Genomic DNA, 25,818 nt, shown 5'->3' on the forward strand with positions numbered 1-25,818 from the left:
GTTAGATGGCCAGTAAGTCGCGCGGGTCGAGGTAGCCCAGCAGCACGTAGTTCGCCGGGAAAGAAGTGAGCGGCCAGGTAGCGCCCACCGCAAAGGCGCGCTGCCAATCGTTAGGTTGGCCCGCCGGCGCCTGCACCACGGCCACCAGCCAGTCCGCCAGCGCCACCTGTGCCTGCCGCCCGTTCAGGCTGGCTACCGGCTGCACGGCCGTAATGCGCAGCTGCGCCAGTACTAGCCCCGCGTGGGTTGTTTCCGAATGCATGGTCATCACCACGAGAAATGAGGGGTAGAAAAAAGCCGGCCCCGGCATCGCTACCAGGGCCGGCCCATTAGTCTCTAAGCCGCCAGGCTTAGAAGTTCACCGTCGCCGCAAACGCGTCCGTGTGGGTCACGCCGGCGTGGCTGAAGCTGAATGTCTTACCAGTGTAGCGGTCCAGGTAGGCCACGCTGGCCACCTGTGCACCACCCACCGAGATGTCCATGCTGGCCGGGGCCGAGCCGCCGGTAGTCAGGGCATTGAACTTGAACAAGTCACCGGTTGAGGCGGCGAGCGTTACACCCTGGGCGTTGTCGTTCGGGCCCGTCAGGTTCGTGTCGAAGTTCACGTTAGAGCCACCGGTTGAAGCCACCACGTTCACATACTCCACCGCCAGCGGGTTATTGGCGTTGTTGTTCAGGGGGTAGTATTTGCCGTTGAGCTGTTGATAGTAGTTGATGCCCAGCACCCCTACTACCAAGTCATCCGCCGCCGGCGCACTGGGCAATGAAGCCACTACTGTCTTGTTGGCCAGGGCCGCCCCGTTCAGCGCCAGGATGCCCAGCGGCTGCGCTACGGCGGCCTGTTGGTAGGTCTTGCCCATGAAATCCACCGACGAGGCCCCGAGCACCAGCTCGTAGTGCGTAGCCCCCTGCGGCGCGGCAATATCCGTCAGCGGGTTCAGGCTCGGAATAGTGAGCGTCACGTCCGAGCCGCTACCCGTCACGGTGTATTGGAAGAACAGGTTCTGCGCGATACCCGCCCCGTTGTTGAAGTTGAAGCCCAGCAGCGCAGCCAGGTTGTCCTTGAGCACCTGGCGCTGCCCCCGGTCGTTGGTCATGTCCAGCGAGATGGCGGCGCGCATAGCCTGCGTCAGGCGCGACACCATGCGCGTATCGCTGGCCGCCTGAATTGCCACCCGCAAGGAGTCGCGCAGCAGCTTGCCCGCCGAAGCCGCTGCCCCAAACTCGCTGGCGTTTTCCCGCGTGCGCGCCCGGCTCGGGGCGCTGGCGAAGGCCGCCTTATTGCTCTGCGGCTTCTGGGAGATGCTCCCGTTTTTATTAAACACCAGGCCACCTACGGTGCCCTGAATGCCGAGTATGCCCGTCTGACGTGCCATCGTAATTAAGTAGGTAAAAGGTTAAAAAATAGTTTGCGTTTGGCTGCTTGCCGTTACGCGGCCTTGCTACCAGGTGCAGCCCACCCCGTAGCGCCGCTTGATTCGATAAGTCATTTTGCGCCATTGGCTCGGCAGCAGCGCTTCCCCGGCGCCGCACTTCCACAGGCCCCGCCCACCCGCTATTGCCGCCGCCTGTTGCGCGGCCCGCGCGGCTAGCCGGCGCGTGGGGTCCCACGCCCAGGCCCACCCGCGCACCACTAGCAGCGAGTCCAGCGCCAGGGCTGGCCCACTAGCTACCGGCAGCCGCACCGTGGCCAGCATCCGCCCATATAGGTCGAGGCCTTGCCGCGTCAGCCACACCCGCCGCTCGGGCCAAAGCAGCTGCCGCACCGAGTCGGTGGCCTGCGCGCCAAATGCCTGGTCGTGCTCGGGGGCATCCACGCCCAGCAGCCGTACCCGGCGCACCGCGCCCCCGGCCAGCACGTCGTAGGTGTCGCCATCTACCACCCGTACCACCCGGCCTGCCTCTACGGTTTGCCCCTGTGCCGACCCCGCCCACAGCCCCGCGGTCAGCAACAAAAGCCCACACTTGCTAATTGCATTTTTCATGGAACGAAGCTAGCGGGCACTTAACCTGAATTATCTTCGCAGTGCCCCGTTTGCCCCATTACGCCCTCATATGCCCCCGCTCCGAATCTGCATTTATCCCAAGGACGTGGCTGCCCTGACCGGCCGCAGCTACGACGCGGCCAAGCGCCTGCTGCGCCAAGCGCGCGCCGCTGCCGGCAAGCCCACCGGGGCCCTGCTCACCGTAGCCGACTTCTGCCACCACACCGGCCTTAACGAGCAGGAAGTAACCGCCGCCCTCAACCGCCAAGTCAGCAGCACTACCCCGCCTCTGCGCCGCGCCGTCTAGGTGATAGTATAAGGCCTGCAATTCTCATCGGTTCTCATCGCCTACCGCAACCGCACCGCAGCGCGAGCATAGTGGAAGCATAGCAGTAGTATGAGCCCGGCAACAAAACGGCCCGCCCCCACTAGGGAACGGGCCGTTTTCTTTTCCAGCGTAAAGGTTAGGCCGCCGCAGCTGCCACGCATACCTCCCCGGCTACTACCGTCATCGCTGGCTGCTCACCCAGGGCCGGGCCATCCCAGGCCAACTGCAACGCCTGGTGCTGAAAGTCCTCCACTATTTTGGCGTAGTGCATGGTGGTTTGCAGCTTCGAGTGCCCCATTATCTGCTGCAGCACTGCCGGCGACACGCCCCGTAGCAGCGACTGCGTAGCGAAGGTGTGTCGAGCCGTGTGCATCGTGACCAGCTCGTAAGTCGGCACCGACTTCTTCACCACCTGCCCGCCTACCATCTCCATCGTCTCCACCGGGTTAGCGAGTCCGGCCAACGCGCCAATGCGCTTGAGGTAGCGGTTCATCACGGGGTTGGCCAGCACCGGTAGCAGCCGCGCCCGCTCTTCGCCCGCTGCGTACTTATCCAGAATGGCCCCCGCCGCCTCGGTCAAGTAAATGCTCACCGGCCGCCGTGTTTTGGTTTGCACCAGACGCAGCACCCGCCGGCCGTTCCACGCATGGAGGTTGCCAGGGTGCAGCTGCAGGGCATCTGAGTAGCGCAGGCCCGTATAGCAGCAAAACAGAAACACGTCCCGCACGGGCACCAAGTTGCTCGGCAGCACCGCCCTGGCCAGCGCGGCAAGGTTGGCCGCCGTCAAGTACGTTTTGGGCACATCCGACCAGCGTACTTCCATGCGGCCCAAATCCAGCCCCAGGGCTAGCCCCCGGTCTTGCTGCAAGTGGCGCAGAAACTTCTTCAGGTCCTTCAAAATCGAGAACAAGCCATTGGCGCCCATCCCGTGCTTGACCCGCAAAAAGTGCACGAATTGGTCGTGCACCGGCAGCGTATAGGTCGCGGGCTCCAGCTGCTGCTTCAAGTGCTTCTCAAACTTCGCCAGCCAGTTGCGCGCCGTGTTGTAGTGGCGCAGGGTGTTGAAGGCAAAGCCCCGCCCGTGCAGCACCTCGCGGTACTCATCGAACAAGTCCACCAGCCGCAGCACCTCCGGCGCTTCGGGCTCCGCCACCTCAACCGGCTGCGTTGCTTCCCGCATCAGGGCCACGGTAGGGGCCACGCCCGCACTCCGCAAGTCCCGATAGCGGTTCTTCAACCGCTCTGCCAGCTTTTCCAGATAGTCATTGGCCTCTTCTTGGCCCGTAAACGCCTTGCGGAATTCCTGCTTGCTCGCATTCCATTCCGCCGGCCGGCACTTCTCCTTGGTAAAGCAGCGCAGCCGCTTCCCATCAAACGATGCATTCAAGAACACGGGCGCGAGTCCGGCCTTATCCATCAAGTCTTCCCGCAATACAAAAGACACCTTCATTTTAGTGACGCTTTTAGTGACGTGCACCCGTCCGCGAATAGTCTTGAATGAGGCTAGGGCCCGGATGCACAAAGGCCCCAAAACCTGCATTCCTGGAAGGATTCGCAGCTTTTGGGGCCTGGCGTCAATGTATTCTAGTACCCAGAGCCGGGGTCGAACCGGCACACCTTGCGGTATTGGTGTTTGAGACCAACGCGTCTACCGATTCCGCCATCTGGGCAACTTATCCGGCTCGGTCGGTATTCACGAGCGGGCCGCAAAGGTAGCCAACTGCTGGCGAAGCCGCAAGAGATAGCGCTTTTTTAGGTAATACGTGCGCACTTGCGCCAGGGCAGCGGGGCGGTGGTCGGGGGCAGGCCCGAGTAGCCGGCCAGTACGGGCTCAATACCGGCGTCGAGCGTAGTGGCCAAGGTCGCTACCTCTGCTTCGAGCCTGGCGCTGGCAGTCGGGTCCGGCTCAAACTCCAGCTCCATTAGCTGCTCGTTGAGGTCCATTACTTCCATCAGGAAGTCAGCCGGTAGTTGATTCTGTGCACTGCCTTCTTCGAGCAGGCCGTGCTGGGCCAGCACGTAGGCCATGCGGCAGTCAGGGTCAGCCAGGGTGCGGTAGGCGTCGGTATTGAGCGTGCTCAGGCGTAGCGCTTCGGCCTGCGCAGCGGGGGTGTCCTGGGCGTGAAAGTCGGGGTGCAGCTCGCGGCTGAGTTGGTAGTATTTGCCTTTGAGAGCCGCCTCATCAAGTAAAAATGCTTCGGGCAGGCCATAAAAGGCGAAGTAATTGGGTGAATCAGGCATAGAAATAAGTGGCCGGCACTTGGTTATAGAATTAAAGACAACTCCGGCGTTTTAGTTGGCTTTTATTACCGAAAACGCCTGCGCTGGCTCGGCCAGCAGGCGCTTGGTGGCGGGCCACACCTGGCCAAACAGCCCGGAGCGCCGATAGGCATTAAGGGCGGCCATATCGTCCCACTGGCTGTAGGTGCAGTAGATGTGCGGCTCGTCGGCGTCCTGCCACAGCTCCAGGTGGCGGCAGCCGGGCTGCTGCCGAATGTGGCTTTCCGATTGCCGGAACAAGGCGAGGAAATCAGCCGTGCGGGCGGGCTGGAGCGTGAGGCGAACGATGCGGATGAGCACAGGAAAGTTTGATTTGCAGGGCGTTATAGCTAAGAGGCCGGGGTGCTAAAAAGTAAGCTCGAGCTTAACCCTTCCGGCCGCCGGGCGTACATAGCAGCTTATTTTTTACATTTTACTGACTTTTTTATGCGTTACGCTCCCCGTGCCTTTTGGCTGGCGGCTCCGGCCCTCACGGCTCTGTCGCTGCTTGCTTCGTGCGATAGCAAGCCCAAAACCACCGAAACCGACAAAACAGCCGTGGTAGTGCCCAGTGAAGCCAACAAAGCTTCCGATAGTACAGCCGTAAAAGTAGACTCTGCTCAGGCTCCCAAGCAATAGTTGGTAGCGGTTACATCAGAGCCTGGATGCTATATAGTGTTCGGGCTTTTTTGTGGATTAACCAGTAAAGCGCACATCTACCTGCGAGTCAAAGTAAAGGCCTAGCAGCTCGCTGGCGTGCCCCTGGTTGATGGCTATCGACAAGCAGCCTTGGGGGTTAAATGTGCAGACAATCTCGCCCGGCGGGGCTGCCGCGAAGTGCGGGCGCAGCTCGCGCACCACCTCGCGGCCAAAATGGACGGTAGCCGGGCGGCCCCGGCCCACTACCTCCACCGCCTCCCGCGAGATGTTGGTAATCAGGTTGCCGTAGTGGTCTACGTGCACCACGTGGCCGGTAATGCGGTTGTCCTGCAGGCGCAGCTGGCGGTTGGTGAGCAGGTAAGCCTCGGTAGCGGGTGGGCCGAGGCTGCTCAGCGGCTGCCCCTGGGCGAGGCGCACAGCCGCCGGCGCCAGAATATCGCGCGTAGGGTTAAGCGAAACGGGCTGAAGGTTGCCGGCGGCTATCGAGGTCGCCGGGGGGGCTGGTGCGGGTGGGGCCGGGGCATTCAGGCGCACAAGCTGGGCCGGGATGCCGTCGCAAAGCAGGGGCAGCAGGCCGTTGTCGGCGGCTACGAAATAGTGGCCCTCAAACTCAGCGGCATGCCAGGCGGGCGCGGCCACCGCACCGGCATCGCTGGCTCCGTAGTCGCTCACCGTAATGAGATGCGTGGTGCCCAGCGGAAAGTCACGAAACACGGCCCGGAGAACGTGTACGGCGTGGGCGATGTTGTAGGGTTCGACCCCGTGCGTAAGGTCGAGCACCGGCAGGGTTGGCGCCAGGTGCAGCAAACGGGCTTTGAGCGCGGCCACATACTGGTCGCGGTAGCCAAAATCCGTAAGCAGTGTCAGTACCCCCATGCCCGCAGTTGCCAGGTTCTTCGTAGTATTGTTTAGTGGCCGGCCAGCCGGCCGGCGCGGCTGCAAAAGTAGCCCGATTTCCGGTAGTCGGCCGGGAGTTTCCGGCCCAATGGGCTACGCTTAAAAATAATGCCAGCTGCCCGGGCCGGGCCGTTGGGTAGTCCGCTTACGTTTCTTTTCTCCCTCCTTTCCTCTGCCTTTCCAGCTTGCTCGAAAAAGTCATCACCCTCGAAAATGTGTCCCTGGTCGACTTCCTGGGGGCCGATAACCAGAATATTCGTCGAATTTCGGCTGCTTTTCCGGGCAGTAAAATCGTGTCCCGGGGCAACGAAATCAAGATTCAGGGCCCTGCCGAAGTCATTTCGCGGGTCAACGATATCCTTAGCTCACTCATTGAGCACTACCATCAGTACGGGGCCATCACCGACCGCGACGTGAACCAGTACCTTTCCGCCACCTCCGAGGAGGCAGAAGGCCGGGTGCTGGCGGCCTCGCCCGATGTCATCCTGTTTGGGGCCAAAGGCGGCGTCATCAAGGCCAAAACGCCCAACCAGCAAAAGCTGGTGGACACCGTGATGAAGCATGACCTCACCTTCACGCTTGGGCCCGCCGGCACCGGCAAAACCTATATTTCGGTGGCGCTGGCGGTGCGGGCCCTCAAGAATAAAGAGGTTAAAAAAATTATTATCTCGCGCCCCGTGGTGGAAGCCGGCGAGAGCCTGGGTTTTCTGCCCGGCGACATGAAGGAAAAGGTAGACCCCTACCTACGCCCGATTTATGATGCCCTGGAGGATATGATTCCGGCCGAAAAGCTGAAATTTTATCAGGAGAACAAGATTATCGAAATCGCCCCCCTGGCCTACATGCGCGGCCGGACCCTGAACAACGCCTTCGTGCTGCTCGACGAAGCCCAGAATACCACTCCCAGCCAGATTAAGATGTTCCTGACCCGCATGGGGCCTTCGGCGAAAGTGATGGTGAATGGCGACCGCAGTCAGATTGACCTGCCCACCCGCCAGAAGTCGGGCCTGATGCAGGCACTTGATATACTGCGCGATATCCCCGGTATTGGCTACGTAGAGATGACCGCCGACGACGTGGTGCGCCACCGCCTGGTAAAGGAAATAGTGCAGGCCTACGACAAATACGACGTGGCCGAGCAGCGCCGCGAAGCCGAGCTTAAGCAGCGTCGCCACGAGGGCAACGACCGCAGCAATGGCCAGGGGCGCGCTGACCAAGGCCGCCGCCCGGCCCAGCCCACTGAGGCTGACCTGCCCCTCAACCACGAGCAGGCTCTGTAAAAAAGGAATAAGCCCTCTCAAAAAGAAGCCCCGGCCAGCATTGGTCGGGGTTGCTTTTTATGTAGTAAATAATTTATATTTAACGAGCCAGCGGCTCCTGCGCAGCGGCTACAAACAGCCGCCGCTCGGCATAGAAGGCCCCGAAGGGCAGTACCGACAGCCCGAGCCCCAGCGCGGCCTTGCCCACCGACCAGCCCTGCTCGATGGTGTTTTGCACCAGTAGTAAAACATAGGAAATAAACAATATTCCGTGGGCCATGCCCACAATGCGCACCGCTTCCGGCTGGCCGGCCAGGTATTTTAGCGGCATGGCAATGCCCAGCAGCACCAGCAGCGAAATACCTTCCAGAATGCTGATGCCACGCAAACGGCCCAGTGACGTGTTTAGATAAGCAAGCATAACGCAAAGATACGCCGCCTGCTTAGGCGGCTGGCCGCCCAGCGGGCGGGCCGTGGCCGGCGCGTCCGGATTCTGCCGCCAGGCCCGGATATTTGCGGTCGATTACGCCGTTTTTCAGCTTCGTCCATGACCACCGTTCATAAAATTACCGACCTGCGCGACCTTGACGCGGCCTTTACCATCCGGGAGAAAGTATTTGTGGGCGAGCAAAACGTGCCCGCCGATGCCGAGTACGACCAGCACGACCGCGCGGCTACCACCCGCCACTACCTGGCTCACGTGGATGGCCAGCCAGCCGGCGCGGCCCGCTGGCGCCCCACCGAGCAGGGCGTAAAGCTGGAACGCTTTGCCGTGCTGCCCGGCTTTCGCAACCACGGCGTGGGCGAAGCTCTCGTGCACCAGGTGCTCGCCGATGTGCGCGCCGAAGCCTCCGATGCCGCCCAGGTGTACCTGCATGCCCAGCTGCGCGCCATTCCGCTCTACGAGCGCACCGGCTTCCGGAAAGTAGGGGAGCTGTTTGAGGAATGCGCCATTCAGCACTATAAGATGGTGCTGAAGTAGCAGCAAGCCAGGCGGCTGCGTAGGGTGTAGAGTAAGTTAGCCGCTGGTAATAAGAATCTTAACTGATTTTTAAAGCTTCGCTTCCGCCATTCAAGAGTTTTTAGTAAGTATCTATGCAAGGGCTTATCTTTTATAGATAATTTTTGCGCTATGCTTACGTGGTCTTCGGCTCCTTTCCTGCGCGTGGCGCTGGCCTTTATCGGGGGCGTGGCGGGTTATATCTACCTGGGGCAGCAATGGGCCGGCAGCGCCGCGCCCTGGGCAGCGGGCCTCGTGCTGCTCTACCTGTTGAGCTGGCTTTGGGGCCAGCGCTACCCTGCGCCGGCCGCTCCCGACGCCGTGGGTTTGGTAGGGCTGCTGGCCGTGGCCGCGCTGGGTTTTGCCCGCACGCAGGCCGTAACGGAAAGTCGTTGGCCCGACCACCTTGGGCACCTGGCGCCGCGTATCGAGCTGTACCGCGCTACCGTGGATGAGGCGCCCGTGGTGCGCGCCAATACGTTCGCTACCACACTGCGGGTGCAGGCGGTGCGCGTGGCCGGGCGCTGGCAGCAAGCCAGCGGAGGCATTCGGGTGAGCATGCCGCGCCACGAAACGGCCGACTCAGTACCCGCCCCGCGCTACGGGCAGGTGTGGCTGGTGCAGGGCGCGCCCGAGCTGAGCAAGGGCCCGGCCAACCTGGGCGAATTTGACTACCGGCGCTACTTACAGTACCAGCAGGTGTACCACGCGCAGTTTGTGCACCAGGGGCAGTATAAGGTGCTGGGCTACGCGCCGCTGAGCTGGCCGGTAGCGATTAGCCAGCGGACGGCGGCCGTGCTCGATAACGTGCTGCGCCGCTACGTGCCCAGCGTGCGCGAGTACGCGCTGGGCACGGCGCTGGTACTGGGCTTTAAGGATGATATCGACCAGGATACGAAGCAGGCTTACGCCAACACGGGTACCACGCACATCATGGCCGTATCGGGCTTGCAGGTGGGGCTGCTGTTTGCCGCGCTGCAATGGCTGCTGGCGCGGGTGCCGCTGGGCGGCTCGGGCGGGGGCCGCCGGCTGCTGACGGCCGGGCTGGGCCTGGCCCTCATCTGGAGCTACGCCTTCTTAACCGGCCTTTCGGCCTCGGTGCTGCGGGCTACGGTGATGTTTACGCTCGTGATACTGGGGCAGGCCTGGGAGCGGCAGAGCAGCCTTTTCAATACGCTGAGCGCGGCGGCGTTCTGCCTGCTTTTATATAATCCGTACCTGCTCTGCGACGTTGGTTTCCAGCTCTCGTTTCTGGCAGTGCTCAGTATTGTGTACTTGCAGCCGCGCATTGTGCGCTGGCTCGATGTGCGCAATGCCGTGCTCGACCGCCGCCGTAGCTGGCACGCCCCGGTGGTGCAAAAAAGCTTCGAAGCCGCCGCCTGGCTGGCCGACGCCGGGTGGCAGCTCACGGCGCTGTCGGTGGCGGCGCAGGTGGCTACTTTTCCGCTGGGGCTGTATTATTTCCACCAGTTTCCGTTCAACTTTCTGCTGTCTAACCTGATTGCGGTGCCCATTTCGAGCCTGGCCGTGTACGTGGGCGTGGTACTGCTGCTGGTAAAGGGCCTGGTGGTGCTGCCGGCGCAGTGGCTGCCCTGGCTCGACTGGCTGCCCCGCGCCGTAGGCTGGGTGTTTGAGCAGCTCATCTGGCTCTTCAACGAGTATATTTTCCTCATTGGCCGGCTGCTGCCGGGCGCATTAGTCGGGGGCGTGCACCTCAGCCAGGGGCAAACGCTGCTGGTGTTTTTGCTTATCGGGGCGTTTTGCGCGTTCGTGGCTTCCCGCCGCCTGGCCTGGGCAGGCTGGTGCGTAGCGCTGCTGGGTTTATATAGCATAAGTAGAATATTAGAGACGCAGGCGGTAGCGCCGCGGCGCGAGTTCGTGGTGTATAGCATCCCGCGCCGCTCAGTGGTGGGCTTCTGGCAGGGGGCCGCCGTAGAGTTTGCCACCCCCGACTCGCTGCCGCTCTCCGAAACGGAGCGTACCTATCGGCTCAAGCCCAGCCTGATACTGCGCCGCGTGCGGGCGCCGCGCTACTGCGTGGGCTGGCAGGGTGCCCGCGTGCCGGCCCGCGCCGTGGCTGCCCCCGACAGCGCTGAGGCCACGCGCCGCTACCCGCCCGCGCCGTTGGTGCTGGCCCGGTGGCGCGGCCTGCGCATCGCGTTTGTGAGCGGCCGCCTGCGTCGCCTCTCCGGCCCCGCGCCCGCGCAGCCTGCTGATGTAGTGGTACTGCGTCGCAACCCATACCTCTACCCCGAAGCCCTGGCCGCGCACTTTGGGGCGCAGGCGCGGGTCGTGTTCGACTCGTCGTGCAAGCGCTGGTACATTGCCCGGCAAGACTCGGCCCTGCGGGCCGCCGGCTTCCGCACCTGGGATGTGAACGAGCAGGGCGCCTTCACCTATGCCCTGCCACCCGGGCGGTAGCCGGCGCTAACTAGCTGCGGCTACTTTGCTGGTGAGTCATGGCCGGGCTTGCTGCCGAAAAAGGGACAATAGCAGCTAGTGCGGCCAGAATTTACTCGGAATTTTTAGCGGTAACGCAACCATTAGCCCCTACTTCGTGAGTCTGTAAAATAGTACGCCGCCATGGGCGTTTAATCTAGGCGGCCGCTTTCGCCGTATTTTGCTTTACTATGACTGACTACCTCTCCCCGGAACTTGATACCCTGCGCTTTCTGCAATATGAGGTGCAGGACCGCCTGGCCTACATTACCCTCAACCGTCCGGCCAAGCGCAATGCGCTCAGTGCTAACGTGGTAACGGAGCTAAAGCAGGCTTTCGAGCAGGCCGAGGCCGATGATAAGGTAAAAGTCATCATCCTGCGCGCTACTGGCGACGTGTTCTGTGCCGGGGCCGACCTGAAATACCTCCAGGAGCTACAAGACAATACGTACCAGGAAAACCTGGCCGACAGCACCCACCTGATGCAGCTCTTTCACCAGATTTATACCCTCAAAAAGCTGGTAATCGGGCAAGTGCAGGGCCACGCGCTGGCCGGTGGCTGCGGCCTGGCCGCGCTGTGCGACATTACGTTTGCCGTGCCCGAAGCCAAGTTTGGCTACACGGAAGTAAAAATCGGCTTTTTGCCGGCCGTTGTGAGTGTGTTTCTGCTGCGCCGCATCGGCGAGGCCCGCACCAAGCAGCTGCTGCTGAGCGGCGACATTATCTCGGCCCAGCAGGCGCTGGAGTATGGCCTCATCACCTTCATTGCCGAGAAAGACCAGCTGGCCGATACGGTGCGTGCCTACGCCCTGCGCCTGGCCCGCGAAAACTCGGGCCACAGCATCGAAATCACCAAGGAAATTCTGGCCCGCCTGCCCGAGCTGGCTCTCGAAGATGGCCTGCGCTACGCCGCCGAGCGCAACGCAGCCACCCGGGCCTCCGACGACTGCCGCCGCGGCATTGCCGCGTTCCTGAACAAAGAGAAGCTGGACTGGTAATTAAGCCGCGTCGGTCGGGGCAAGCGCCACGCTCGCCACGACCGACGATTTTTTGCTATGTCACTCCTTGCCTCCACCCTCATCACCCTTGCTACCTTCTCCTTTATGGAGTTTTGGGCGTGGTTTATGCACAAATATGTGCAGCACGGACCACTGTGGCTGCTGCATCGCTCGCACCACGTGCGGCCCAGTCCGCGCCCGTTTGAGCGCAATGATTGGTTTTTTGCTATATACGGGGCGCTTTCCGCGGGCCTGTTTATAACCGGCGCTAATGGCCAGCGCTGGTGGTTTTGGGTTGGCGTAGGCATTGCCTTATATGGCACGGTCTATTTCTTTGTGCACGATGGCCTAATTCACGGTCGCCTGCCCTTTTGGAAAAAAACCGACAATGTGTACCTGCGGGCGCTCAACATGGCTCACAAAATGCACCATAAAACCCAGGGGCGCGACCATTCCGAAGAGTTTGGCCTGCTCTGGGTTTCACCCAAATACCTGCGCCTGGCCCGGCAGCAAGCCAGCAAAAAAGCGCGCTGATGCCTTGCCAAGGTGCTCCGGCAAACTATTTGCAGGCGTATTGAATTTGATAAGGCAGCAAACAGCTTCGGCCGGAACCGTCCTTCTTACCAGCTATTAAGTAGGCGTTTCTGCTTGCCGGCTCCACGCCAGGGCCGGAATGTTATCTATCCTTCCAAAAAACAAACTAGTGGCTCATTATTCTATCAGCGATTTGGAGCAGCTTTCCGGCGTGAAGGCGCATACCATTCGCATCTGGGAGCAGCGCTATAACTTGCTGAAACCTAGTCGGACTACAACTAATATTCGTACCTACAGCGAAACCGACCTGCGGCGGCTGCTCAATGTAGCTACGCTGTGCGCCCGCGGCCACCGCATCTCGCAGGTGGTGCGCCTGAGCGAGGAGGAGTGCCAGACGGCGGCCCTGGCGTTTTGCAACGAAGTAAAGCCCGCCGACAGTGCCCGGCTCAATGCGCTGCTCGGAGCGGCCCTCGACCTGGATGAGCCGCGCCTGCACCGCCAGTTTGATGAAGCCATCAGTGAGATGGGCACTGAAGAAACCATGCTGCGCCTGGGCTACCCGCTGCTGCAGCGCCTGGGCGTGTCGTGGAAGGAAGGCTCGCTGAGCCTGGCGCAGGAGCGCCTGGTGGCCCAGCTGCTGCGCCAGGAGCTGCTGGCTTCGGCCGATGCGCTGCCGCTTATCCCGCTGGCCCAGGCCGAGGCGCCGCGCTGGCTGTTGTTTTTGCCCGAAGGCGAGTGGCAGGAGCTTTCGCTGCTCTTTATGAATTATGCGTTGCGGGCGCGGGGCCGCCAGGTGCTGTACCTGGGGGCCAATCTGCCCCTGGCCGACGTGGTGGCCGCTGCCCAGGCCTTCCGGCCCACGGTGCTGGCCACGGTGCTTACCAAGGCGCCGGCCCGTAGCCCCGTGCAGGCCTACGCCGCCGAGCTGCGCGCCCAGTGCCCCGAGGCCACTTTGGTACTGTATGGGTCGCTGGCCGTGCAAACCCAGGCCCTGCCCGACGGCTGCCTGCCGCTGGCCTGCCTGGCGGAGTTTCGTGATTTAATTCCGCTTGTAAATCAGCCAATTGAGGGCGAGCTGACAGAAAGTTAATACAAGAGACGGTCCGGAGCCAGGCTCTGTACGTAGATAGCTGCGCCGCGGCCTGCCAGCCGGGCACGGTACTAAAAAAGCTGAAAAAAAAGCGCTGCGTAGCGAGCCATATTTCCTGCTTGTAGTCTACCTTTGTTTAAGATTCTGCTACGAACCCTTCTACAATATGACTTCTCTGGAATTCACCTCCCAAGTGCAGAAAATATCTTCCTCGCTTCGCCCCGTGGCCATGAACCTCACCCGCGATGCGGATGACGCGAAGGACCTGGTGCAGGAGACGCTGCTGAAGGCGCTGCTCAACAAGGACAAGTTTAAAGCGGGTACCAATTTGAAGGCGTGGTTGTACACCATCATGCGCAACACCTTCATCAATAATTATAACAAGATAACCAAGCGTAGCTCAAATATTGACTCTACTGAATATTTTCAGTACTTCAATACCGATGAGAACTACATTACCCACAACGGTGCTACTACCGATTTTGTGGTGCGCGACATCAACGAGGCCATTGCCAGCCTGGGCACCGACTACCGGACGCCCTTTATGATGTATTACATCGGCTACAAGTACCTGGAGATTGCCGAGAAGCTGCAAATTCCGATTGGTACCGTAAAAAACCGCATTCACATTGCCCGCAAAGACCTCAAGGCTGCCCTGAAGGTATACGCGCCCGCCGGCGCCGAGCGTGCCGGCAGTGTGCTGAGCGAAGACGCTGAGCAGGAATAGCTTGCCACGTTACGTACCAACCGCCGTGCCTTCCGCCTAGCTCGGAGGGCGCGGCGTTTTTCGTCTGTCGATACCGCGCTGCGCTCGGTATTGGCAAAAGGCTCATAACTTACTTAAATGCCCCACGCAGTAGTAATAGGGGCCGGTTTTGCCGGTCTATCGGCCGCCACCACACTGGCCCAGGCGGGCTGGCAGGTAACGCTGCTGGAAAAGAACAGCAGCCCCGGCGGCCGGGCGCGGGTGTTTGAGGCCCAGGGTTTTACCTTCGATATGGGCCCGAGCTGGTACTGGATGCCCGGCGTATTTGAGCAGTATTTCGGGCGGTTTGGTAAGCGGGTGGCCGACTACTACGAGCTGGTGCGGCTCGACCCGTCGTATCAGGTCATTTTTGAAGGCGACGATGCCGTGGACATTCCGGCCGACATGGCTGGGTTGCGGCAGCTGTTTGAGCGCCTGGAGCCGGGCAGCGCGGCGCGGCTCGATGCCTTTCTGGCCCAGGCCAAGTATAAGTACGAGGTCGGTATCAACAAATTTGTGAACCTGCCCAGCCGCTCGGTGCTGGAGTTTGTAGATTGGCAGATTATCAGCGGGGCCGTGCGGCTCGACTTGCTGCAAAGCATGGCCCGGCACGCCCGCAAGTTCTTTAGCCATCCCAAGCTGCTCAAGCTCATTGAGTTTCCGGTATTGTTTCTGGGCGCTACGCCCGAAAATACCCCGGCCCTCTACTCACTCATGAACTACGCCGACCTGGTGCTGGGCACCTGGTACCCCAAGGGCGGCATGCACCAGATAGTGCGCGGCATGGTGGCCCTGGCTGAAGAGCTGGGCGTACAGATGCAGTACAACCAGGAAGTACGCGAAATTGTGGTCGAAAACGGCCGCGCTACCGGCGTGCGTACCGCCACTGGCTTCTGGCCCGCCGATGCCGTAGTAGCTGGCGCCGATTACCACCACATGGAGCAGCAGGTGCTGGCGCCCGAGTATCGGCACTACTCGCCCGCCTACTGGGACTCGCGCACCCTGGCCCCGTCGTCGCTGCTGTTTTACCTGGGGGTAAGCCGCAAGCTGGACCGCCTGCGGCACCACAATCTGTTTTTTGACGAGGATTTCAGCCAGCACGCCCACGAGATTTATGAGGCGCCGCAGTGGCCCAGCCGGCCGCTGTTCTACGCCTCGGTGCCTAGCAAAACGGACCCCACGGTGGCGCCCGAAGGCCAGGAAAACCTGTTTCTGCTCATTCCGGTGGCCCCCGACCTCGACGACCCGGAAGCTACCCGCGAGAAATATTACAATCTGCTAATGGACCGGCTCGAAAAGCATTGCGGCCACTCCATTCGCGACGCCGTAGTGTTTAAGCGCAGCTATGCCCACCGCGACTTTATGGCCGACTACCATTCCTTTAAAGGCAATGCCTACGGCCTGGCCAATACGCTGCGGCAAACCGCCATTCTCAAGCCCACGCTTAAGAGTAAAAAGGTCAGTAACTTGTACTTCACCGGCCAGCTTACCGTGCCGGGGCCGGGCGTGCCGCCCTCGCTCATTTCGGGGCAGGTGGTGGCGGGCGAGGTGCTGAAGGAGATTAAAAGTTAAGAGTTAAAAACCAAGCATTGACAATGAGTGGCTTAGCTACTCAAGGCACTCGGCTTTTAACTCATAACGCATAACTTTTACCTAAAAAATGGACCACGAGCAGCTCTTTACCGATACCAGCCTGGCGTGTGCGCAGCTTATTACGCGGCGCTACAGCACGTCGTTTTCGCTTGGCATTCGCACGCTGGATAAGGGGCTGCACCGGGCCATCTACGCCATATATGGGTTTGTGCGCTGGGCCGATGAAATCGTGGATACATTCCATAGCCGCGACAAGGCCGCGCTGTTGGCGCAGTTTGAGCGCGATACGTACGCGGCTATCGCCGAAGGCTTTAGCCTCAACCCGGTGCTGCACGCCTTTCAGTGGGTCGTGAACGAGTACCAGATTGACCACGAGTTTATCGATGCCTTCCTGCGCAGTATGGAGATGGACCTGGAGGACCGTAGCTACCGGCAGGAATTGTACGAGCAATATATATATGGCTCGGCCGAAGTAGTAGGCCTGATGTGCCTGCGCGTATTTTGCCAGGGCCAGCCGGCCCTGTTCGAGCAGTTGAAAGCACCGGCGCGGCGGCTGGGCGCGGCATTTCAAAAAGTGAATTTTTTGCGTGATATCCGCGCCGACTACGAAGAGCGCGGTCGCGTCTACTTTCCCGGCCTACGCTACGAGCAGTTCGACGATGCCGCCAAGCGCACGGTAGAAGCCGATATCCGGGCCGATTTTGAGGCGGCTTTCGTGGGCATCCAGCAGCTGCCGCGGGCAGCCCGCCTGGGGGTGTACCTGGCGTACATCTACTACCTAAAGCTCTTCCATAAGCTGCGTAAGTCGCCCGCTAATCGGGTATTGACTGAGCGCGTGCGCCTGCCCGATAACACGAAGCTGCTCCTGCTGCTGGGCTCGTGGCTGCGCTACCGCCTGCGGGCAGTGTAAGGTGGCCCGGCACTTTGGGTACCGGCAGCACGTTGGTAGAGGGAGCCGCGCCACCCACGCGCGGCCCGTAGCTTTGTCTTTATGAAACGACTGCTTGTTTTTGCCCTGCTGAGCGCCCTGCCAGTGGCTGGCGGCATGGCAGTAGCCCGCCCTATTTCCCCTCCTGCATCTATGTCGCCTTACCAACCCGCCACCCTGCGCCGCCACTACGAACTAGCCGCTGCCGATAAGCAGGCGGGCGAGAGTTTTTACAACCTGCTGCGCGATTACCAGGGCCAGGATGCGCTGGTGTTGGGGTATAAGGGGGCCGCTGAGGCTATTAAAGCCCGCGATGCCTCCATGCTCAACAAACTCACCTATGTGCAGCAGGCGGCTAAGTCGTTTGAGCAGGCGGTGACGCTGAATCCATCCAATGCCGAAATCCGCTTCCTGCGCTTTTCGGTCGAGAGCAACCTGCCGCCCTTTCTGGGTATGAGTAAGCATGTGGAGGAAGACAAGACCTTTCTACTGAATGCGGCCCTGCAACACCCCAACTCGGGCCTCGATGCCGAAGCCTTCCAAACGGTGCGCGGTTTTCTGGTGGGCCGCAAGCACGTTTCGGAAGAGGAGGCGCAGCGCCTGGCTCAAGTGAAGATGTAGCCGGCAACCAGCACTTTTTGCGTCAGGTAACTGAGTATTGGTCAATATTTAGGCTGGTTCTGATAACCTTGTACCGTAGTTGAGAGTTAGCTTCGCGATATGCAGTCTGGTTTGCACCTAAGCGTTCGCATCGACCCCAACTCCGGGTTCTGCTTTGGCGTGATTTACGCCATTCAGATGGCCGAGGATATTCTGGCTGAACAGGGCTACCTGTACTGCCTCGGCGACATTGTGCACAACGATGAAGAAGTGCAGCGCCTGGAGCACAAAGGGCTGCGCATTATTGGGCATGAGCAGTTTGCCGATTTACGCAACGAGGCGGTGCTCATCCGGGCGCACGGCGAGCCGCCGAGCACCTACCAGCGGGCCATGGAAAATAACCTGACCCTTATCGACGCGAGCTGCCCGGTGGTGCTCAAGCTGCAAAACCGCATCAAAACCAGCTTCGACCGGCGCGAGAAGATATTCATCTACGGCAAGCACGGCCACGCCGAAGTGCTGGGCCTGCTGGGCCAGACCGGCGGCGAAGCCGTGGTATTTGAGAATCTGGAGGAGCTGCTGCACCACGAGCTGCCGCCTACTATTACGCTCTACAGCCAGACGACCAAAAGCACCGACTCGTTCTATCGCATTAAGAATGAGCTGATTGGGCGTGGGTATAATATCAACGCCAACGATACTATCTGCCGGCAGGTGAGCAACCGCGACCAGGATTTGCGGCGCTTCGCGGCCAAGTTTGACCAGATTGTATTCGTGTCGGGTACCAAAAGCTCGAATGGTAAGGTGCTTTACCAGGTGTGCAAAGACACCAACCCGCAAACGCATTTTGTGTCGCGCACCGAGGAGCTGTGCCCCAGCTGGTTTGGAGCAGGTCAGTCGGTGGGTATTTGCGGCGCTACCAGCACGCCCATGTGGCTGATGGAGCAGGTGCGCGACGCCCTGGAGCGGTTTTAGCCCGAGCCGCGGATTCGTCGGAATGTGCGAATTTTGTGGATAACCAGTAGTGGCGTAAAAGACTTTTTCAACGTCTTTCCGGTTAAGGATACGCTGGTAATAATTTCGGCAAAAAGTGTGGTAGCCCAATCGTCACTAAAACCCGTGCAAGCCGACGAACCCGGTAAATCCGCGGCTCGGGCAGTGCGCCCGGCCCCCCTGGGCGGCAAGGGCGTGCTTGCGGCACTGCTGATTATGGCCGGCTGGGCGGGGCTGCTCACGTTTCTGCTGGGCTTTTACCGGCCCGACTGGCGCTCGCCCGCGCCGTACCTGCTGGTGTTGCTGCAAACTCACTTATACACCGGGCTTTACATTACGGCGCACGACGCCATGCACGGCGTGGTGAGCCCCCATAAGCGGCTGAATAACACCATCGGTACGGTGTGCGCGCTGCTGTTTGCCTACAACTGGTTTCCGCGCCAGCTACCCAAGCACCACGACCACCACCGCCACGTGGGCACGCCCGCCGACCCCGACTTTCACCCCGAAAACCATCCCGGCTTCCTGCCCTGGCTGCTGCGCTTCGCCTGGAACTACGTTACGTGGTGGCAGGTGCTGCTGATGGCCGCCACCTATAATGTGTTAAAGCTATATTTCCCGCAGGCCAACGTCATTGCTTACTGGATGATACCGGCCGTGCTGGCTACCCTGCAGCTCTTCTTTTTTGGCACCTACCTGCCGCACCGGGGCGAGCACGCGCCCGACAACCGACATAAGTCGCGCAGCCAGCTGCGGCAGCACGCGTGGGCCTTTGTGAGCTGCTACTTCTTCGGTTACCACTACGAGCACCACGACCAGCCCTACCTGCCGTGGTGGCGGCTGTGGCAAACCAAGTAGCGGCCTGCCGCTCGCTACCGGGCCGCCGGCGCCCAGCGGGTCTGCCGCCAGGCGGTGCGCTCCTCCTCCGTCAGAAAAGACCAGGCTACGAAGCGGCTTTTCTTCTGGCCCTGGGCCATTTCAACGGTTTTCACTTGCACCGCCGTTGCCTGCTGAAGGAAATAATGGGCGCTGCGCAGGGCAACTTTTTGGGAAACGAGCGCCGTGTACCAATAGCTGGCTTTGGGCAGCTGGCTGCTTTCAGCAATGAGCTGCCGCAGAAAAGCCTCCTCGCCGCCGGGATACCATAGCTCATTGTGCTGGCCCCCGAAGTTGCGCGCCGGGGCCACGCTCCGGCCGCGGCCGCGCCCCAGGTTAGTGGTTTTGCGCTGGGTGGCCGCGGCTGCTTCGGCTGCCGAGGCGTGGAAGGGCGGGTTGCAGAGAGTGGCATCGAACACTTCGCCGGGCTTGACGATGCCCGCCAGCATGTGCTGCGGGTCGGGTTGCAGGCGGCAGTCGATGCTGCCGGCCAGGCCCGAGTTGGCGGCTACCAGCTGCCGGGCGGCGCGCAACGCCACGGCGTCGGTATCGGCACCTACAAAGCGCCAGCCATACTCGTGGTGGCCCAGAATGGGGTAGATGCAGTTGGCCCCTACGCCAATGTCCAGCACCCGCACGCTGCGGCCCTGCGGCACCACGCCGCCATTGTCTTCGGCCAGCAAATCAGCCAGGTAATGAATATAGTCGGCGCGGCCCGGAATGGGCGGGCACAGGTAGCCGGCGGGAATATCCCAGTTTTCGATGCCGTAAAAATGCCGCAGCAGCGCCTGGTTTAGCGCTTTTACCGCAGCCGGGTCGGCAAAGTCGATGGAGGAATCACCAAACTCATTGACCCACACAAAGGCCGTGAGCGCCGGACTGCTGCGCACAAGCTGGGCAAAATCGTAGCGCCCCCGGTGCCGGTTGCGCGGGTGCAGCTGGTCTTTATCGGCCGGGCGGGGAAGGGGTGACTGTTTCATGGGACAAAATAAAAGTAAAGCAGGCCACCGGGCGAGGCAGCCTGCTTTAAAGCAGCAAAGAAGTAATCGCTCAAAGCGGAAAGCAAGCGCTGGCTACGCTTAAGTCCGTGTTAATCAGCAGCCTAATGGATGCTGGCCGGTTTCTTGCAGCACTCGGGCAGGCGGTCGTAGGCGCGGGCGTCGGCGGGGGCCTGGTCGGCGTCGTAGCCGGTTTTCAGCACGGCGGCGCGGATGGCATCGGGCGTGGTTTTGGCGGGGTTATAAGTGACGGTCAGGACTTTGCTGGGCACATCGAGGTTGGCCGCCTGAATGCCTTTCTCATAGGCCATGCTTTTCTCGATGCGGGCCTTACACATATCGCAAATAGCCGATGTTTTAAACTGCACCGTTTCGGTGCCTTTTGAAGCGGTAGCAGTGGCTGCCTGAGTGGTTTGGGCCCGGGCGGCCCCGGCAAACCTCAGCAGCGCGAGCAAGGAAAATGCAAAAGCTTTCATAAGATTGAGAGTTGAAATACGATTTGATAGTTACTGAATACTAGGTATAAAACGTCTGTCATGGCGAGCCTGCGAAGCAATCGCCCCGGAACGAAATTGTTCAGGCTTCGTTCTGGGGCGACTGCCGCGCTGTGCTCGCCATAACAGACGTTTTACAAGCGATAAAAATTTACTCAATGCGGTAGCGCAGCCCGGCGTAGGTGAGCCGGCCGTACACTGGCCCCCACACCATTGCCGCATCGAAGCCATCGCTGAAGGGCGTGGCGGCATTCTGAATGGGGTTGGGCTGGCGGAAGTTGGTGAGGTTTTCGACGCCCGCGTACACCTCAATGCGCTTGAAGGCGCGGGTAAGCTGGGTGTTGAGCAGGGCGTAGCGCGGGGCATACTCGAGGCCGGTAGTGCCGGTGCCGTGCTGGTGGCCGGTGTTGCTGCCATCGGCGGGCAGGTGGGCCAGCGGGCGCTCGCCGTACCATTGCACCGTGAGGTCGGCGCGCCACTTGTCGAAAGCCGAGGCGTAGCCCAGGTTCAGAAATGCCCGGTTCTGGGGCGTGAGAGGCTTGGGCAGCAGCTGCCCGGCGTAGGTGCTGCGCACGTCGAGCCACTTGTAGGCAGCCTTCACTTGCAGCCCTTTCAGCGGCTCGGCCTGCACTTCGGCCTGCGCGCTGCGGGCAAAAGAGCGGGCGCCCGGCGTAAGGTTGTCGAGCAGAATAAACTGCGGCGAGGTGTACATATCCGCCACCAACTGGTTTTGAAAGATGGTATCGTAGTAGTCGGCCACAAACGTAGCCTGCCGGCCCAGCACCTGGAAGTACTGCGTAAGCGAACCCCCCAGGTTCCAGGCCGTTTCGGGCCGGTAGCCGGAGCTGGGAAGCAGGTAAAACTGGCGGGCGCTGGCCAGCATGGCGGCATTGTCGGCAACCGGGTTGGGCACCCGGAAGCCCCGGCCTGCCGACACGCGCAGCGAGGTAGCCGGGCGCACGTCATATTTGAGGTTGAAGCGCGGCGTTACCTGCCAGCCAAAAAGGTTGTGGTAATCGGTGCGCAACCCCAGCACGGCGGTCAGGTTGCGGGTATTGTTATACGTATACTCGGCAAAGGCACCGGGCACGCGCTCGGTGCGCTGCAGGGTTTGGGCGGCAGCTATCAGCACGGGAATGTCGCCGTTGCGCAGCAGCTCGTGGTAGTCGTCGTACAAAAAGCTCAGGCCCGTGCGGTAGGTGTGCATGGTATTGCCCAGCACGCTCTGGAAAAGCAGCGTGGCCTGCCCGGTAGTCTGGTGGCCGCTATATTGGCGGGGGCCGCTGTACTGCCGGAAAGAGTAGGTCGACGTAAAATCATGACTTGTGCCATTCACCAGCAGGCCCAGGCTCTGGAAAGGCCGGCCCGGCCAGGTGTAGGAGGTGCGGGCCTGGGCCGTGTAGCGGTCGGTACGTTGGGTAGTGCCGTAGTACTGCCGGAAGGCGAGCGAGTCGCTGGCGCCTTCCCGAAAGCCAACCTGCCCGCCCTGGCGGGTTTCGCGCAGGGCCCCCGCGCCCAGCTCGGCCACCAGGCCGGTGCCCGACTTATACTTTACCTTGTCGTAGCCGTTGAACTGGGTAGCCAGCGGCAAATCCAGGAAGCCATCGCCGTTGCGGTCGACGCGGTTGCCCAGGTGGTCGGTGTGCAGCAGCAGCACGTTGCTCCACTTCTTGTTGAGGCGCTGCGAGGCCACGGCATTCAGGTCAAATTTGCCGAGGTCGTTCACGTAGGTATTGAGCAGCAGCTGGTCGGTGAGGTCAGGCTCCTTGAGCTGAATATTCACCTGGCCCGATATTCCCTCGTAGCCATTCACCACCGAGCCGGTGCCCTTGATAATGTCGATGCTGCCAATCCAGGGCCCCGCCAGGTAGCCCAGGCGGTAGGGGGCAGCTAGCCCGCGCAGGGCCGGCTGGTTGTCGATGGTCAGCAGCGAATATGACCCGTCGAGGCCCAGCAGCTGAATCTGCTTGGCGCCGCTCACGGCGTCGGCGGTGCTCACCTCCACGGCGGCGTTGGTTTCGAAGCTCTCGGCCAGGTTGCAGCACGCCGATTTGGTCAGGTCGCGGGCGCTAATGGTTTGCATACTGCTCACCGACCGGGCCGAATAAGCTACGGCATGCCCGGTGATGGCCACTTCGCCGAGGGCCGCGCCGCCGCGCAAGCTCACGCGCAGGTACGGCGCCGCGCTGGTAGTGGGCACGGCCACGGTGTCAGTAGTATAGCCCACCGCGCCCACGATAACGCGGTGGCTGGCCTGGGCCGGAAAGGGCAGCACGAAAGTACCTGCGTCGTTGGTCGTAGTGGTAGGGCCGGTGGCGCCTGCCGGCAGTAGCCAGCGCACCACTGCGCCGGGCACCGGGCCGCGGCCCTCGCGCACTTCGCCGCGCACGGCCGCCCCGCTCTGGGCGTGGGCCAGCAGGGGCAGAATTCCTGGAATTCCTAGTAATAAGCGCGGGTATCTCCCGCTGATAAAGCTCATTTTGTCTGAAAGTTAAGCATTTCTGAAAACATACGGTCAGGCCGGGCGGGCCGGACTTGCGAATTTTCAGAGAAGCCTAAACCACCAGCTTACAACCCAGGGTAAGCAGGATGCGCCCCGCCCGGGGCACGCCGGGCGGCGAAGAGTTGGCCGCCGTGCCCGCGGCAACGGCCAGGGCCAGGGCCAATGGCGCCGCTGCTGGCTGCCTCGCCCACACCGGCGCGGGCAGCACGGCCGGCGGTAGCAGCGGTGATGGCTCGGGCAGCCACTTGGCCGGCCCAGCATCGGCGCTTTGGGCGCTGAGCTTGTGGTGCAGGTGGCTGACATCGCAGCAGCCATCGGCGCGGCGCTTTTTGCAGGGCCGCCCAGGCTTGCTGGTGAGCCCATCCGCTTCGGGGCTTGCCAGGCCGGGCAGGCTGAGCGCCACCGTGCTACGCCCGCTGATGCGGCAGCGGTGCCGCTCGGCCGTGAGGCCCACCGACGTAGCCAGCACCAACAGCGCCAGGAAGGCGCTTAGCAAGCGATGGCAATAGGGGAGGGGGCGCGGCATAGCACAAAGGTACGGCCCGGTAGTGTGCTCCCGGCGTGCAAATCAACGGGCCGCAGGGTGCATGATTTGGGGTTGACTAGTGAGGCCAGGCGGCCCGCACCTGCTCGTGGGCCAGGCGCTGAAGCTTCACGGCGACCTCGGGCGCAATGCCCAAGTCGGCCGCGGCCTGCTCCTGGGCACCCAGCCGGCGGGGGTCATACTGGGCTACCCGGTCCAGCAGCACGCAGGCGTTAAGGTAGGCGCCGTAGATGCTGGGATGGTAGTGGTCGGGGCCCCAGAGGTCTACCTTGCCCGCTTCGGGGGCGTAAGGATTGGGCATGGCCACGCCCTGCTGAATAGCCCATAGCCAGGCATCGCCAGCCGGCGCTACGCCAGCAAAATGCTTATCCTGAGCTGCTTCGCGGTAATAGGCACGGTGCAGGTCGGTGGTCATCGAATCGAGCGGCAGGCCCGAGTAGTTTTTGCCAGCCGGGTAGGTGAGGTCGGCGCGCGCCCAGGTTTCGTAGAGGTACACCTGGGCTTTGGGGTTGGCCGCGTGTACGGCCTGTTCGAGCCGGGTGGCGTAGTCGAAAAAGCGCGCTGGCTGGCCCCCGTGGCGCGTTGGCACTGGGCCGGTGCTGTAGTCGTGCAGCACCACCTGGTCCCAGGGGCGCTGCTGCACCACGGCCAGGGCGCTATCATAGTGAAACTTTACTGTTTGCCCGCTGATGGCCTCCATATGCACCTCGTAGTTCAGCCCGGCCTCGGCGGTCAGCTTCTTGAAAATACCCGGAATACCGCCCCAGGCGGCGCGGCCGTGCAGGGTGCTGCGGGCCCGCCCCGCCGCCCCGCCGGGCTTAAAATTTTCGTCCGTGATACCCGCCGCATTGTAGCTCAGTACCGGCTCAAACGCCCCGTGAAAAAAGCTGTTGCCAACAAACAGGATAACGGTGGGCTTGTGGGGCGGGGCAGCCGGATACGCGAGCGCTGCTGGCGAACAGCTGGTAGTTACGGCCGCCAGCGCAGCTGCCCTACGCAGAAAACGAATAAAAACGGGCATTTGATATAGTAAAAAATTAATATTGACAAAGCGCTCGGCAGCTTCGTGCTTTTCGCTGAAGGCCGCAGTAAGCTACGGCTTAAAATCGAGGTGCTTGTTGAAAAACGGCAGCACCTGCTGAAACAGGCGCCCATCGGTGCCCATAATGCGGCTGCCGTGGGTGCCCTGGTATTCCTCGGCCGAGTGCGGAATGCCGAAAACGGTGAGCAGGCCGCTGAAATAGCGGCAAGTGGGCGGAATATGCGTTATCTCGTCCTGGGCACCCCAGTCAAAAGCCAGGGCGCGCAGCTGACGCAGGGCGGCCGCGTGCGTTGGCAGCACGAAAGTGGGCATAGCTTCAAGCCAGCGTGCCAGCACGGCCTCGCGCCGGGCCACGCTGTCGGCCCCGAGCGAGCCCGGAAAGTCGGCCCCAAACGGTGCGGCCTTAGGATTGGGCGAGAAAGCCCGGGCGAGTGATGCGGTGGTCAGCACCGGGTAGCTGCGCTGCGCCTGGGCTGCGCTGGTAGCGCGCAGGGCCGGGGCCACGCCCGCACCGGGCAGAAAGGTGGGGTGCGGCCCTATAAAAGCCGGACTTAGGGCATACGCGGCAGCCCAGGTGCCGGGGTAGGCCAGAGCCAGCCGCAGGGTGCCGCCGCCGCCCATGGAGTGGCCGGCCAGGCCCCGGCTGCCAGGCTTAGCCAGCGTGCGGAACTGCTTGTCGATGAAGGTGACAAGCTCACGGGCCGTGAAGTCGGCCCAGGGGCCATTGGTGGCCGAGTTGGCGTACCAGCTGCCGCCGAAGCGCGTTTGCTCATCGGGCACCACCACAATAAGCGGCCTGATTTGCCCGGCCGCGATTGCCTGGTCGAGCAGCGCCTTCAGGCCGTCTTTGTTGAAAATCAGGCTGTCGTTCCAGGTAAAGCCGTGCAGGTAGTACAGCACCGGGTAGCGCTGGCCGGGGCTGGCCTCGTAGCCGGCCGGCAGGTACACGCTTACGCGGCGGCGCGGGTTTTCGCCACCGGGGTTGCCGCGCAGGAGCTTCGAATCGAGGTGCGTGACGACCACGCGGCCGGCGGGTGGCGCAGCTTGGGCAAT

At 61.7% G+C, this 25,818-nt stretch carries 28 protein-coding genes and 1 tRNA gene; 14 read left to right on the plus strand and 15 right to left on the minus strand.

All coding sequences use genetic code 11. From position 1 onward, the window contains the following. Position 1: 1 nt before the first annotated feature. From F6X24_RS07645 to F6X24_RS07655, 3 genes are all read right to left on the minus strand, one after another. Positions 2-268 carry a hypothetical protein gene (locus F6X24_RS07645; RefSeq protein WP_151087443.1) on the minus strand — a complete coding sequence of 89 codons (267 nt, stop codon included), beginning with the start codon at positions 266-268 and terminating at the stop codon, positions 2-4. An 82-nt stretch (positions 269-350) separates the two neighbouring features. Further along, positions 351-1,376 (minus strand): hypothetical protein, encoded by a 1,026-nt coding sequence (locus tag F6X24_RS07650; RefSeq protein WP_151087444.1) that lies wholly within the window; start codon positions 1,374-1,376, stop codon positions 351-353. A gap of 66 nt (positions 1,377-1,442) precedes the next feature. Next, positions 1,443-1,985: a thermonuclease family protein gene (locus F6X24_RS07655; protein WP_151087445.1), complete on the minus strand. Its 543-nt coding sequence runs from the start codon at positions 1,983-1,985 to the stop codon at positions 1,443-1,445. Between the two features lie 70 nt (positions 1,986-2,055). Here F6X24_RS07655 and F6X24_RS07660 point away from each other — a divergent pair, with 70 nt between their 5' ends. Next, the gene (locus tag F6X24_RS07660; RefSeq protein ID WP_151087446.1) at positions 2,056-2,292 is read left to right on the plus strand and encodes a hypothetical protein; all 237 of its coding nucleotides are present in this window, start codon (positions 2,056-2,058) and stop codon (positions 2,290-2,292) included. Between the two features lie 157 nt (positions 2,293-2,449). On the opposite strand, the gene F6X24_RS07665 is transcribed toward F6X24_RS07660, so the two are convergent. The 4 genes from F6X24_RS07665 to F6X24_RS07680 form a co-directional block, all read right to left on the minus strand. Next, complete coding sequence (locus tag F6X24_RS07665) at positions 2,450-3,763, minus strand: site-specific integrase (RefSeq protein WP_191906503.1); 1,314 nt, start codon at positions 3,761-3,763, stop codon at positions 2,450-2,452. Positions 3,764-3,901: 138 nt separating this feature from the next. Further along, positions 3,902-3,983 (minus strand) — tRNA-Leu (locus F6X24_RS07670). An 82-nt stretch (positions 3,984-4,065) separates the two neighbouring features. Next, complete coding sequence (locus tag F6X24_RS07675; protein ID WP_229725418.1) at positions 4,066-4,554, minus strand: iron-sulfur cluster co-chaperone HscB C-terminal domain-containing protein; 489 nt, start codon at positions 4,552-4,554, stop codon at positions 4,066-4,068. 51 nt (positions 4,555-4,605) lie between these two features. Next, positions 4,606-4,893: a putative quinol monooxygenase gene (locus F6X24_RS07680; RefSeq protein ID WP_151087448.1), complete on the minus strand. Its 288-nt coding sequence runs from the start codon at positions 4,891-4,893 to the stop codon at positions 4,606-4,608. Positions 4,894-5,019: 126 nt separating this feature from the next. Between F6X24_RS07680 and F6X24_RS07685 the strand changes: the two genes are divergently transcribed. After that, positions 5,020-5,211: a hypothetical protein gene (locus tag F6X24_RS07685; protein ID WP_151087449.1), complete on the plus strand. Its 192-nt coding sequence runs from the start codon at positions 5,020-5,022 to the stop codon at positions 5,209-5,211. 57 nt (positions 5,212-5,268) lie between these two features. On the opposite strand, the gene F6X24_RS07690 is transcribed toward F6X24_RS07685, so the two are convergent. Continuing rightward, positions 5,269-6,108 (minus strand): SAM hydrolase/SAM-dependent halogenase family protein, encoded by an 840-nt coding sequence (locus tag F6X24_RS07690; RefSeq protein ID WP_151087450.1) that lies wholly within the window; start codon positions 6,106-6,108, stop codon positions 5,269-5,271. A 206-nt stretch (positions 6,109-6,314) separates the two neighbouring features. On the opposite strand from F6X24_RS07690, the gene F6X24_RS07695 reads away from it, so the two are divergent. Further along, positions 6,315-7,409 carry a PhoH family protein gene (locus F6X24_RS07695; RefSeq protein WP_151087451.1) on the plus strand — a complete coding sequence of 365 codons (1,095 nt, stop codon included), beginning with the start codon at positions 6,315-6,317 and terminating at the stop codon, positions 7,407-7,409. 79 nt (positions 7,410-7,488) lie between these two features. On the opposite strand, the gene F6X24_RS07700 is transcribed toward F6X24_RS07695, so the two are convergent. Next, positions 7,489-7,809 carry a DUF3817 domain-containing protein gene (locus tag F6X24_RS07700; protein ID WP_151087452.1) on the minus strand — a complete coding sequence of 107 codons (321 nt, stop codon included), beginning with the start codon at positions 7,807-7,809 and terminating at the stop codon, positions 7,489-7,491. Positions 7,810-7,935: 126 nt separating this feature from the next. Here F6X24_RS07700 and F6X24_RS07705 point away from each other — a divergent pair, with 126 nt between their 5' ends. From F6X24_RS07705 to F6X24_RS07755, 11 genes are all read left to right on the plus strand, one after another. Beyond that, positions 7,936-8,370, plus strand: a complete 435-nt coding sequence (locus tag F6X24_RS07705) for a GNAT family N-acetyltransferase (RefSeq protein ID WP_151087453.1) — start codon at positions 7,936-7,938, stop codon at positions 8,368-8,370. Between the two features lie 150 nt (positions 8,371-8,520). Beyond that, on the plus strand, positions 8,521-10,809 hold the full coding sequence (locus F6X24_RS07710) for a ComEC/Rec2 family competence protein (protein ID WP_151087454.1): 2,289 nt from the start codon (positions 8,521-8,523) through the stop codon (positions 10,807-10,809). 209 nt (positions 10,810-11,018) lie between these two features. Next, positions 11,019-11,825: an enoyl-CoA hydratase/isomerase family protein gene (locus tag F6X24_RS07715; RefSeq protein WP_151087455.1), complete on the plus strand. Its 807-nt coding sequence runs from the start codon at positions 11,019-11,021 to the stop codon at positions 11,823-11,825. Between the two features lie 57 nt (positions 11,826-11,882). Beyond that, entirely contained in the window at positions 11,883-12,359 is a 477-nt protein-coding gene (locus F6X24_RS07720; protein WP_151087456.1) for a sterol desaturase family protein, read from the plus strand. Between the two features lie 169 nt (positions 12,360-12,528). Continuing rightward, positions 12,529-13,449, plus strand: coding sequence for a MerR family transcriptional regulator (locus F6X24_RS07725; protein WP_191906504.1), 921 nt, complete (start codon positions 12,529-12,531; stop codon positions 13,447-13,449). A gap of 166 nt (positions 13,450-13,615) precedes the next feature. Next, positions 13,616-14,176, plus strand: a complete 561-nt coding sequence (locus F6X24_RS07730) for an RNA polymerase sigma factor (protein WP_151087458.1) — start codon at positions 13,616-13,618, stop codon at positions 14,174-14,176. Positions 14,177-14,293: 117 nt separating this feature from the next. Continuing rightward, complete coding sequence (locus F6X24_RS07735) at positions 14,294-15,766, plus strand: phytoene desaturase family protein (protein WP_151087459.1); 1,473 nt, start codon at positions 14,294-14,296, stop codon at positions 15,764-15,766. 88 nt (positions 15,767-15,854) lie between these two features. Then, positions 15,855-16,697: a phytoene/squalene synthase family protein gene (locus tag F6X24_RS07740; RefSeq protein ID WP_151087460.1), complete on the plus strand. Its 843-nt coding sequence runs from the start codon at positions 15,855-15,857 to the stop codon at positions 16,695-16,697. An 81-nt stretch (positions 16,698-16,778) separates the two neighbouring features. Continuing rightward, positions 16,779-17,336, plus strand: coding sequence for a hypothetical protein (locus F6X24_RS07745; protein WP_151087461.1), 558 nt, complete (start codon positions 16,779-16,781; stop codon positions 17,334-17,336). 99 nt (positions 17,337-17,435) lie between these two features. After that, the gene (locus F6X24_RS07750; RefSeq protein WP_191906505.1) at positions 17,436-18,290 is read left to right on the plus strand and encodes a 4-hydroxy-3-methylbut-2-enyl diphosphate reductase; all 855 of its coding nucleotides are present in this window, start codon (positions 17,436-17,438) and stop codon (positions 18,288-18,290) included. Between the two features lie 234 nt (positions 18,291-18,524). Beyond that, the gene (locus F6X24_RS07755; protein ID WP_151089549.1) at positions 18,525-19,166 is read left to right on the plus strand and encodes a fatty acid desaturase; all 642 of its coding nucleotides are present in this window, start codon (positions 18,525-18,527) and stop codon (positions 19,164-19,166) included. Positions 19,167-19,180: 14 nt separating this feature from the next. Here the strand turns inward: F6X24_RS07755 and rlmF are convergent, their stop codons facing one another. The 6 genes from rlmF to F6X24_RS07785 form a co-directional block, all read right to left on the minus strand. Beyond that, a complete protein-coding gene (gene rlmF / locus F6X24_RS07760) occupies positions 19,181-20,164 on the minus strand; it encodes a 23S rRNA (adenine(1618)-N(6))-methyltransferase RlmF (RefSeq protein ID WP_151087462.1) in 984 nt (327 codons plus the stop codon). Positions 20,165-20,286: 122 nt separating this feature from the next. Further along, positions 20,287-20,658 (minus strand): heavy-metal-associated domain-containing protein, encoded by a 372-nt coding sequence (locus F6X24_RS07765; protein ID WP_151087463.1) that lies wholly within the window; start codon positions 20,656-20,658, stop codon positions 20,287-20,289. A 169-nt stretch (positions 20,659-20,827) separates the two neighbouring features. Continuing rightward, positions 20,828-23,155 carry a TonB-dependent receptor plug domain-containing protein gene (locus F6X24_RS07770; RefSeq protein ID WP_151087464.1) on the minus strand — a complete coding sequence of 776 codons (2,328 nt, stop codon included), beginning with the start codon at positions 23,153-23,155 and terminating at the stop codon, positions 20,828-20,830. 76 nt (positions 23,156-23,231) lie between these two features. Continuing rightward, positions 23,232-23,705 carry a hypothetical protein gene (locus tag F6X24_RS07775; RefSeq protein WP_151087465.1) on the minus strand — a complete coding sequence of 158 codons (474 nt, stop codon included), beginning with the start codon at positions 23,703-23,705 and terminating at the stop codon, positions 23,232-23,234. 76 nt (positions 23,706-23,781) lie between these two features. Then, positions 23,782-24,744, minus strand: coding sequence for an SGNH/GDSL hydrolase family protein (locus F6X24_RS07780; RefSeq protein ID WP_151087466.1), 963 nt, complete (start codon positions 24,742-24,744; stop codon positions 23,782-23,784). 72 nt (positions 24,745-24,816) lie between these two features. Continuing rightward, on the minus strand, positions 24,817-25,788 hold the full coding sequence (locus F6X24_RS07785) for an alpha/beta hydrolase (RefSeq protein WP_191906506.1): 972 nt from the start codon (positions 25,786-25,788) through the stop codon (positions 24,817-24,819). Positions 25,789-25,818 lie beyond the last annotated feature (30 nt).

This window comes from Hymenobacter baengnokdamensis, from assembly GCF_008728635.1.
GTDB lineage: Bacteria > Bacteroidota > Bacteroidia > Cytophagales > Hymenobacteraceae > Hymenobacter > Hymenobacter baengnokdamensis.

What these genes read in the sequence shown, in the direction of transcription:
- F6X24_RS07645 (WP_151087443.1), bottom strand. Translation starts at nt 268, where the DNA reads ATGACCATGCATTCGGAAACAACCCACGCGGGGCTAGTACTGGCGCAG.
- F6X24_RS07650 (WP_151087444.1), bottom strand. Translation starts at nt 1,376, where the DNA reads ATGGCACGTCAGACGGGCATACTCGGCATTCAGGGCACCGTAGGTGGC.
- F6X24_RS07655 (WP_151087445.1), bottom strand. Translation starts at nt 1,985, where the DNA reads ATGAAAAATGCAATTAGCAAGTGTGGGCTTTTGTTGCTGACCGCGGGG.
- F6X24_RS07660 (WP_151087446.1), top strand. Translation starts at nt 2,056, where the DNA reads ATGCCCCCGCTCCGAATCTGCATTTATCCCAAGGACGTGGCTGCCCTG.
- F6X24_RS07665 (WP_191906503.1), bottom strand. Translation starts at nt 3,763, where the DNA reads ATGAAGGTGTCTTTTGTATTGCGGGAAGACTTGATGGATAAGGCCGGA.
- F6X24_RS07675 (WP_229725418.1), bottom strand. Translation starts at nt 4,554, where the DNA reads ATGCCTGATTCACCCAATTACTTCGCCTTTTATGGCCTGCCCGAAGCA.
- F6X24_RS07685 (WP_151087449.1), top strand. Translation starts at nt 5,020, where the DNA reads ATGCGTTACGCTCCCCGTGCCTTTTGGCTGGCGGCTCCGGCCCTCACG.
- F6X24_RS07690 (WP_151087450.1), bottom strand. Translation starts at nt 6,108, where the DNA reads ATGGGGGTACTGACACTGCTTACGGATTTTGGCTACCGCGACCAGTAT.
- F6X24_RS07700 (WP_151087452.1), bottom strand. Translation starts at nt 7,809, where the DNA reads ATGCTTGCTTATCTAAACACGTCACTGGGCCGTTTGCGTGGCATCAGC.
- F6X24_RS07705 (WP_151087453.1), top strand. Translation starts at nt 7,936, where the DNA reads ATGACCACCGTTCATAAAATTACCGACCTGCGCGACCTTGACGCGGCC.
- F6X24_RS07710 (WP_151087454.1), top strand. Translation starts at nt 8,521, where the DNA reads ATGCTTACGTGGTCTTCGGCTCCTTTCCTGCGCGTGGCGCTGGCCTTT.
- F6X24_RS07715 (WP_151087455.1), top strand. Translation starts at nt 11,019, where the DNA reads ATGACTGACTACCTCTCCCCGGAACTTGATACCCTGCGCTTTCTGCAA.
- F6X24_RS07720 (WP_151087456.1), top strand. Translation starts at nt 11,883, where the DNA reads ATGTCACTCCTTGCCTCCACCCTCATCACCCTTGCTACCTTCTCCTTT.
- F6X24_RS07730 (WP_151087458.1), top strand. Translation starts at nt 13,616, where the DNA reads ATGACTTCTCTGGAATTCACCTCCCAAGTGCAGAAAATATCTTCCTCG.
- F6X24_RS07735 (WP_151087459.1), top strand. Translation starts at nt 14,294, where the DNA reads ATGCCCCACGCAGTAGTAATAGGGGCCGGTTTTGCCGGTCTATCGGCC.
- F6X24_RS07740 (WP_151087460.1), top strand. Translation starts at nt 15,855, where the DNA reads ATGGACCACGAGCAGCTCTTTACCGATACCAGCCTGGCGTGTGCGCAG.
- F6X24_RS07745 (WP_151087461.1), top strand. Translation starts at nt 16,779, where the DNA reads ATGAAACGACTGCTTGTTTTTGCCCTGCTGAGCGCCCTGCCAGTGGCT.
- F6X24_RS07750 (WP_191906505.1), top strand. Translation starts at nt 17,436, where the DNA reads ATGCAGTCTGGTTTGCACCTAAGCGTTCGCATCGACCCCAACTCCGGG.
- F6X24_RS07755 (WP_151089549.1), top strand. Translation starts at nt 18,525, where the DNA reads ATGGCCGGCTGGGCGGGGCTGCTCACGTTTCTGCTGGGCTTTTACCGG.
- rlmF (WP_151087462.1), bottom strand. Translation starts at nt 20,164, where the DNA reads ATGAAACAGTCACCCCTTCCCCGCCCGGCCGATAAAGACCAGCTGCAC.
- F6X24_RS07765 (WP_151087463.1), bottom strand. Translation starts at nt 20,658, where the DNA reads ATGAAAGCTTTTGCATTTTCCTTGCTCGCGCTGCTGAGGTTTGCCGGG.
- F6X24_RS07770 (WP_151087464.1), bottom strand. Translation starts at nt 23,155, where the DNA reads ATGAGCTTTATCAGCGGGAGATACCCGCGCTTATTACTAGGAATTCCA.
- F6X24_RS07775 (WP_151087465.1), bottom strand. Translation starts at nt 23,705, where the DNA reads ATGCCGCGCCCCCTCCCCTATTGCCATCGCTTGCTAAGCGCCTTCCTG.
- F6X24_RS07780 (WP_151087466.1), bottom strand. Translation starts at nt 24,744, where the DNA reads ATGCCCGTTTTTATTCGTTTTCTGCGTAGGGCAGCTGCGCTGGCGGCC.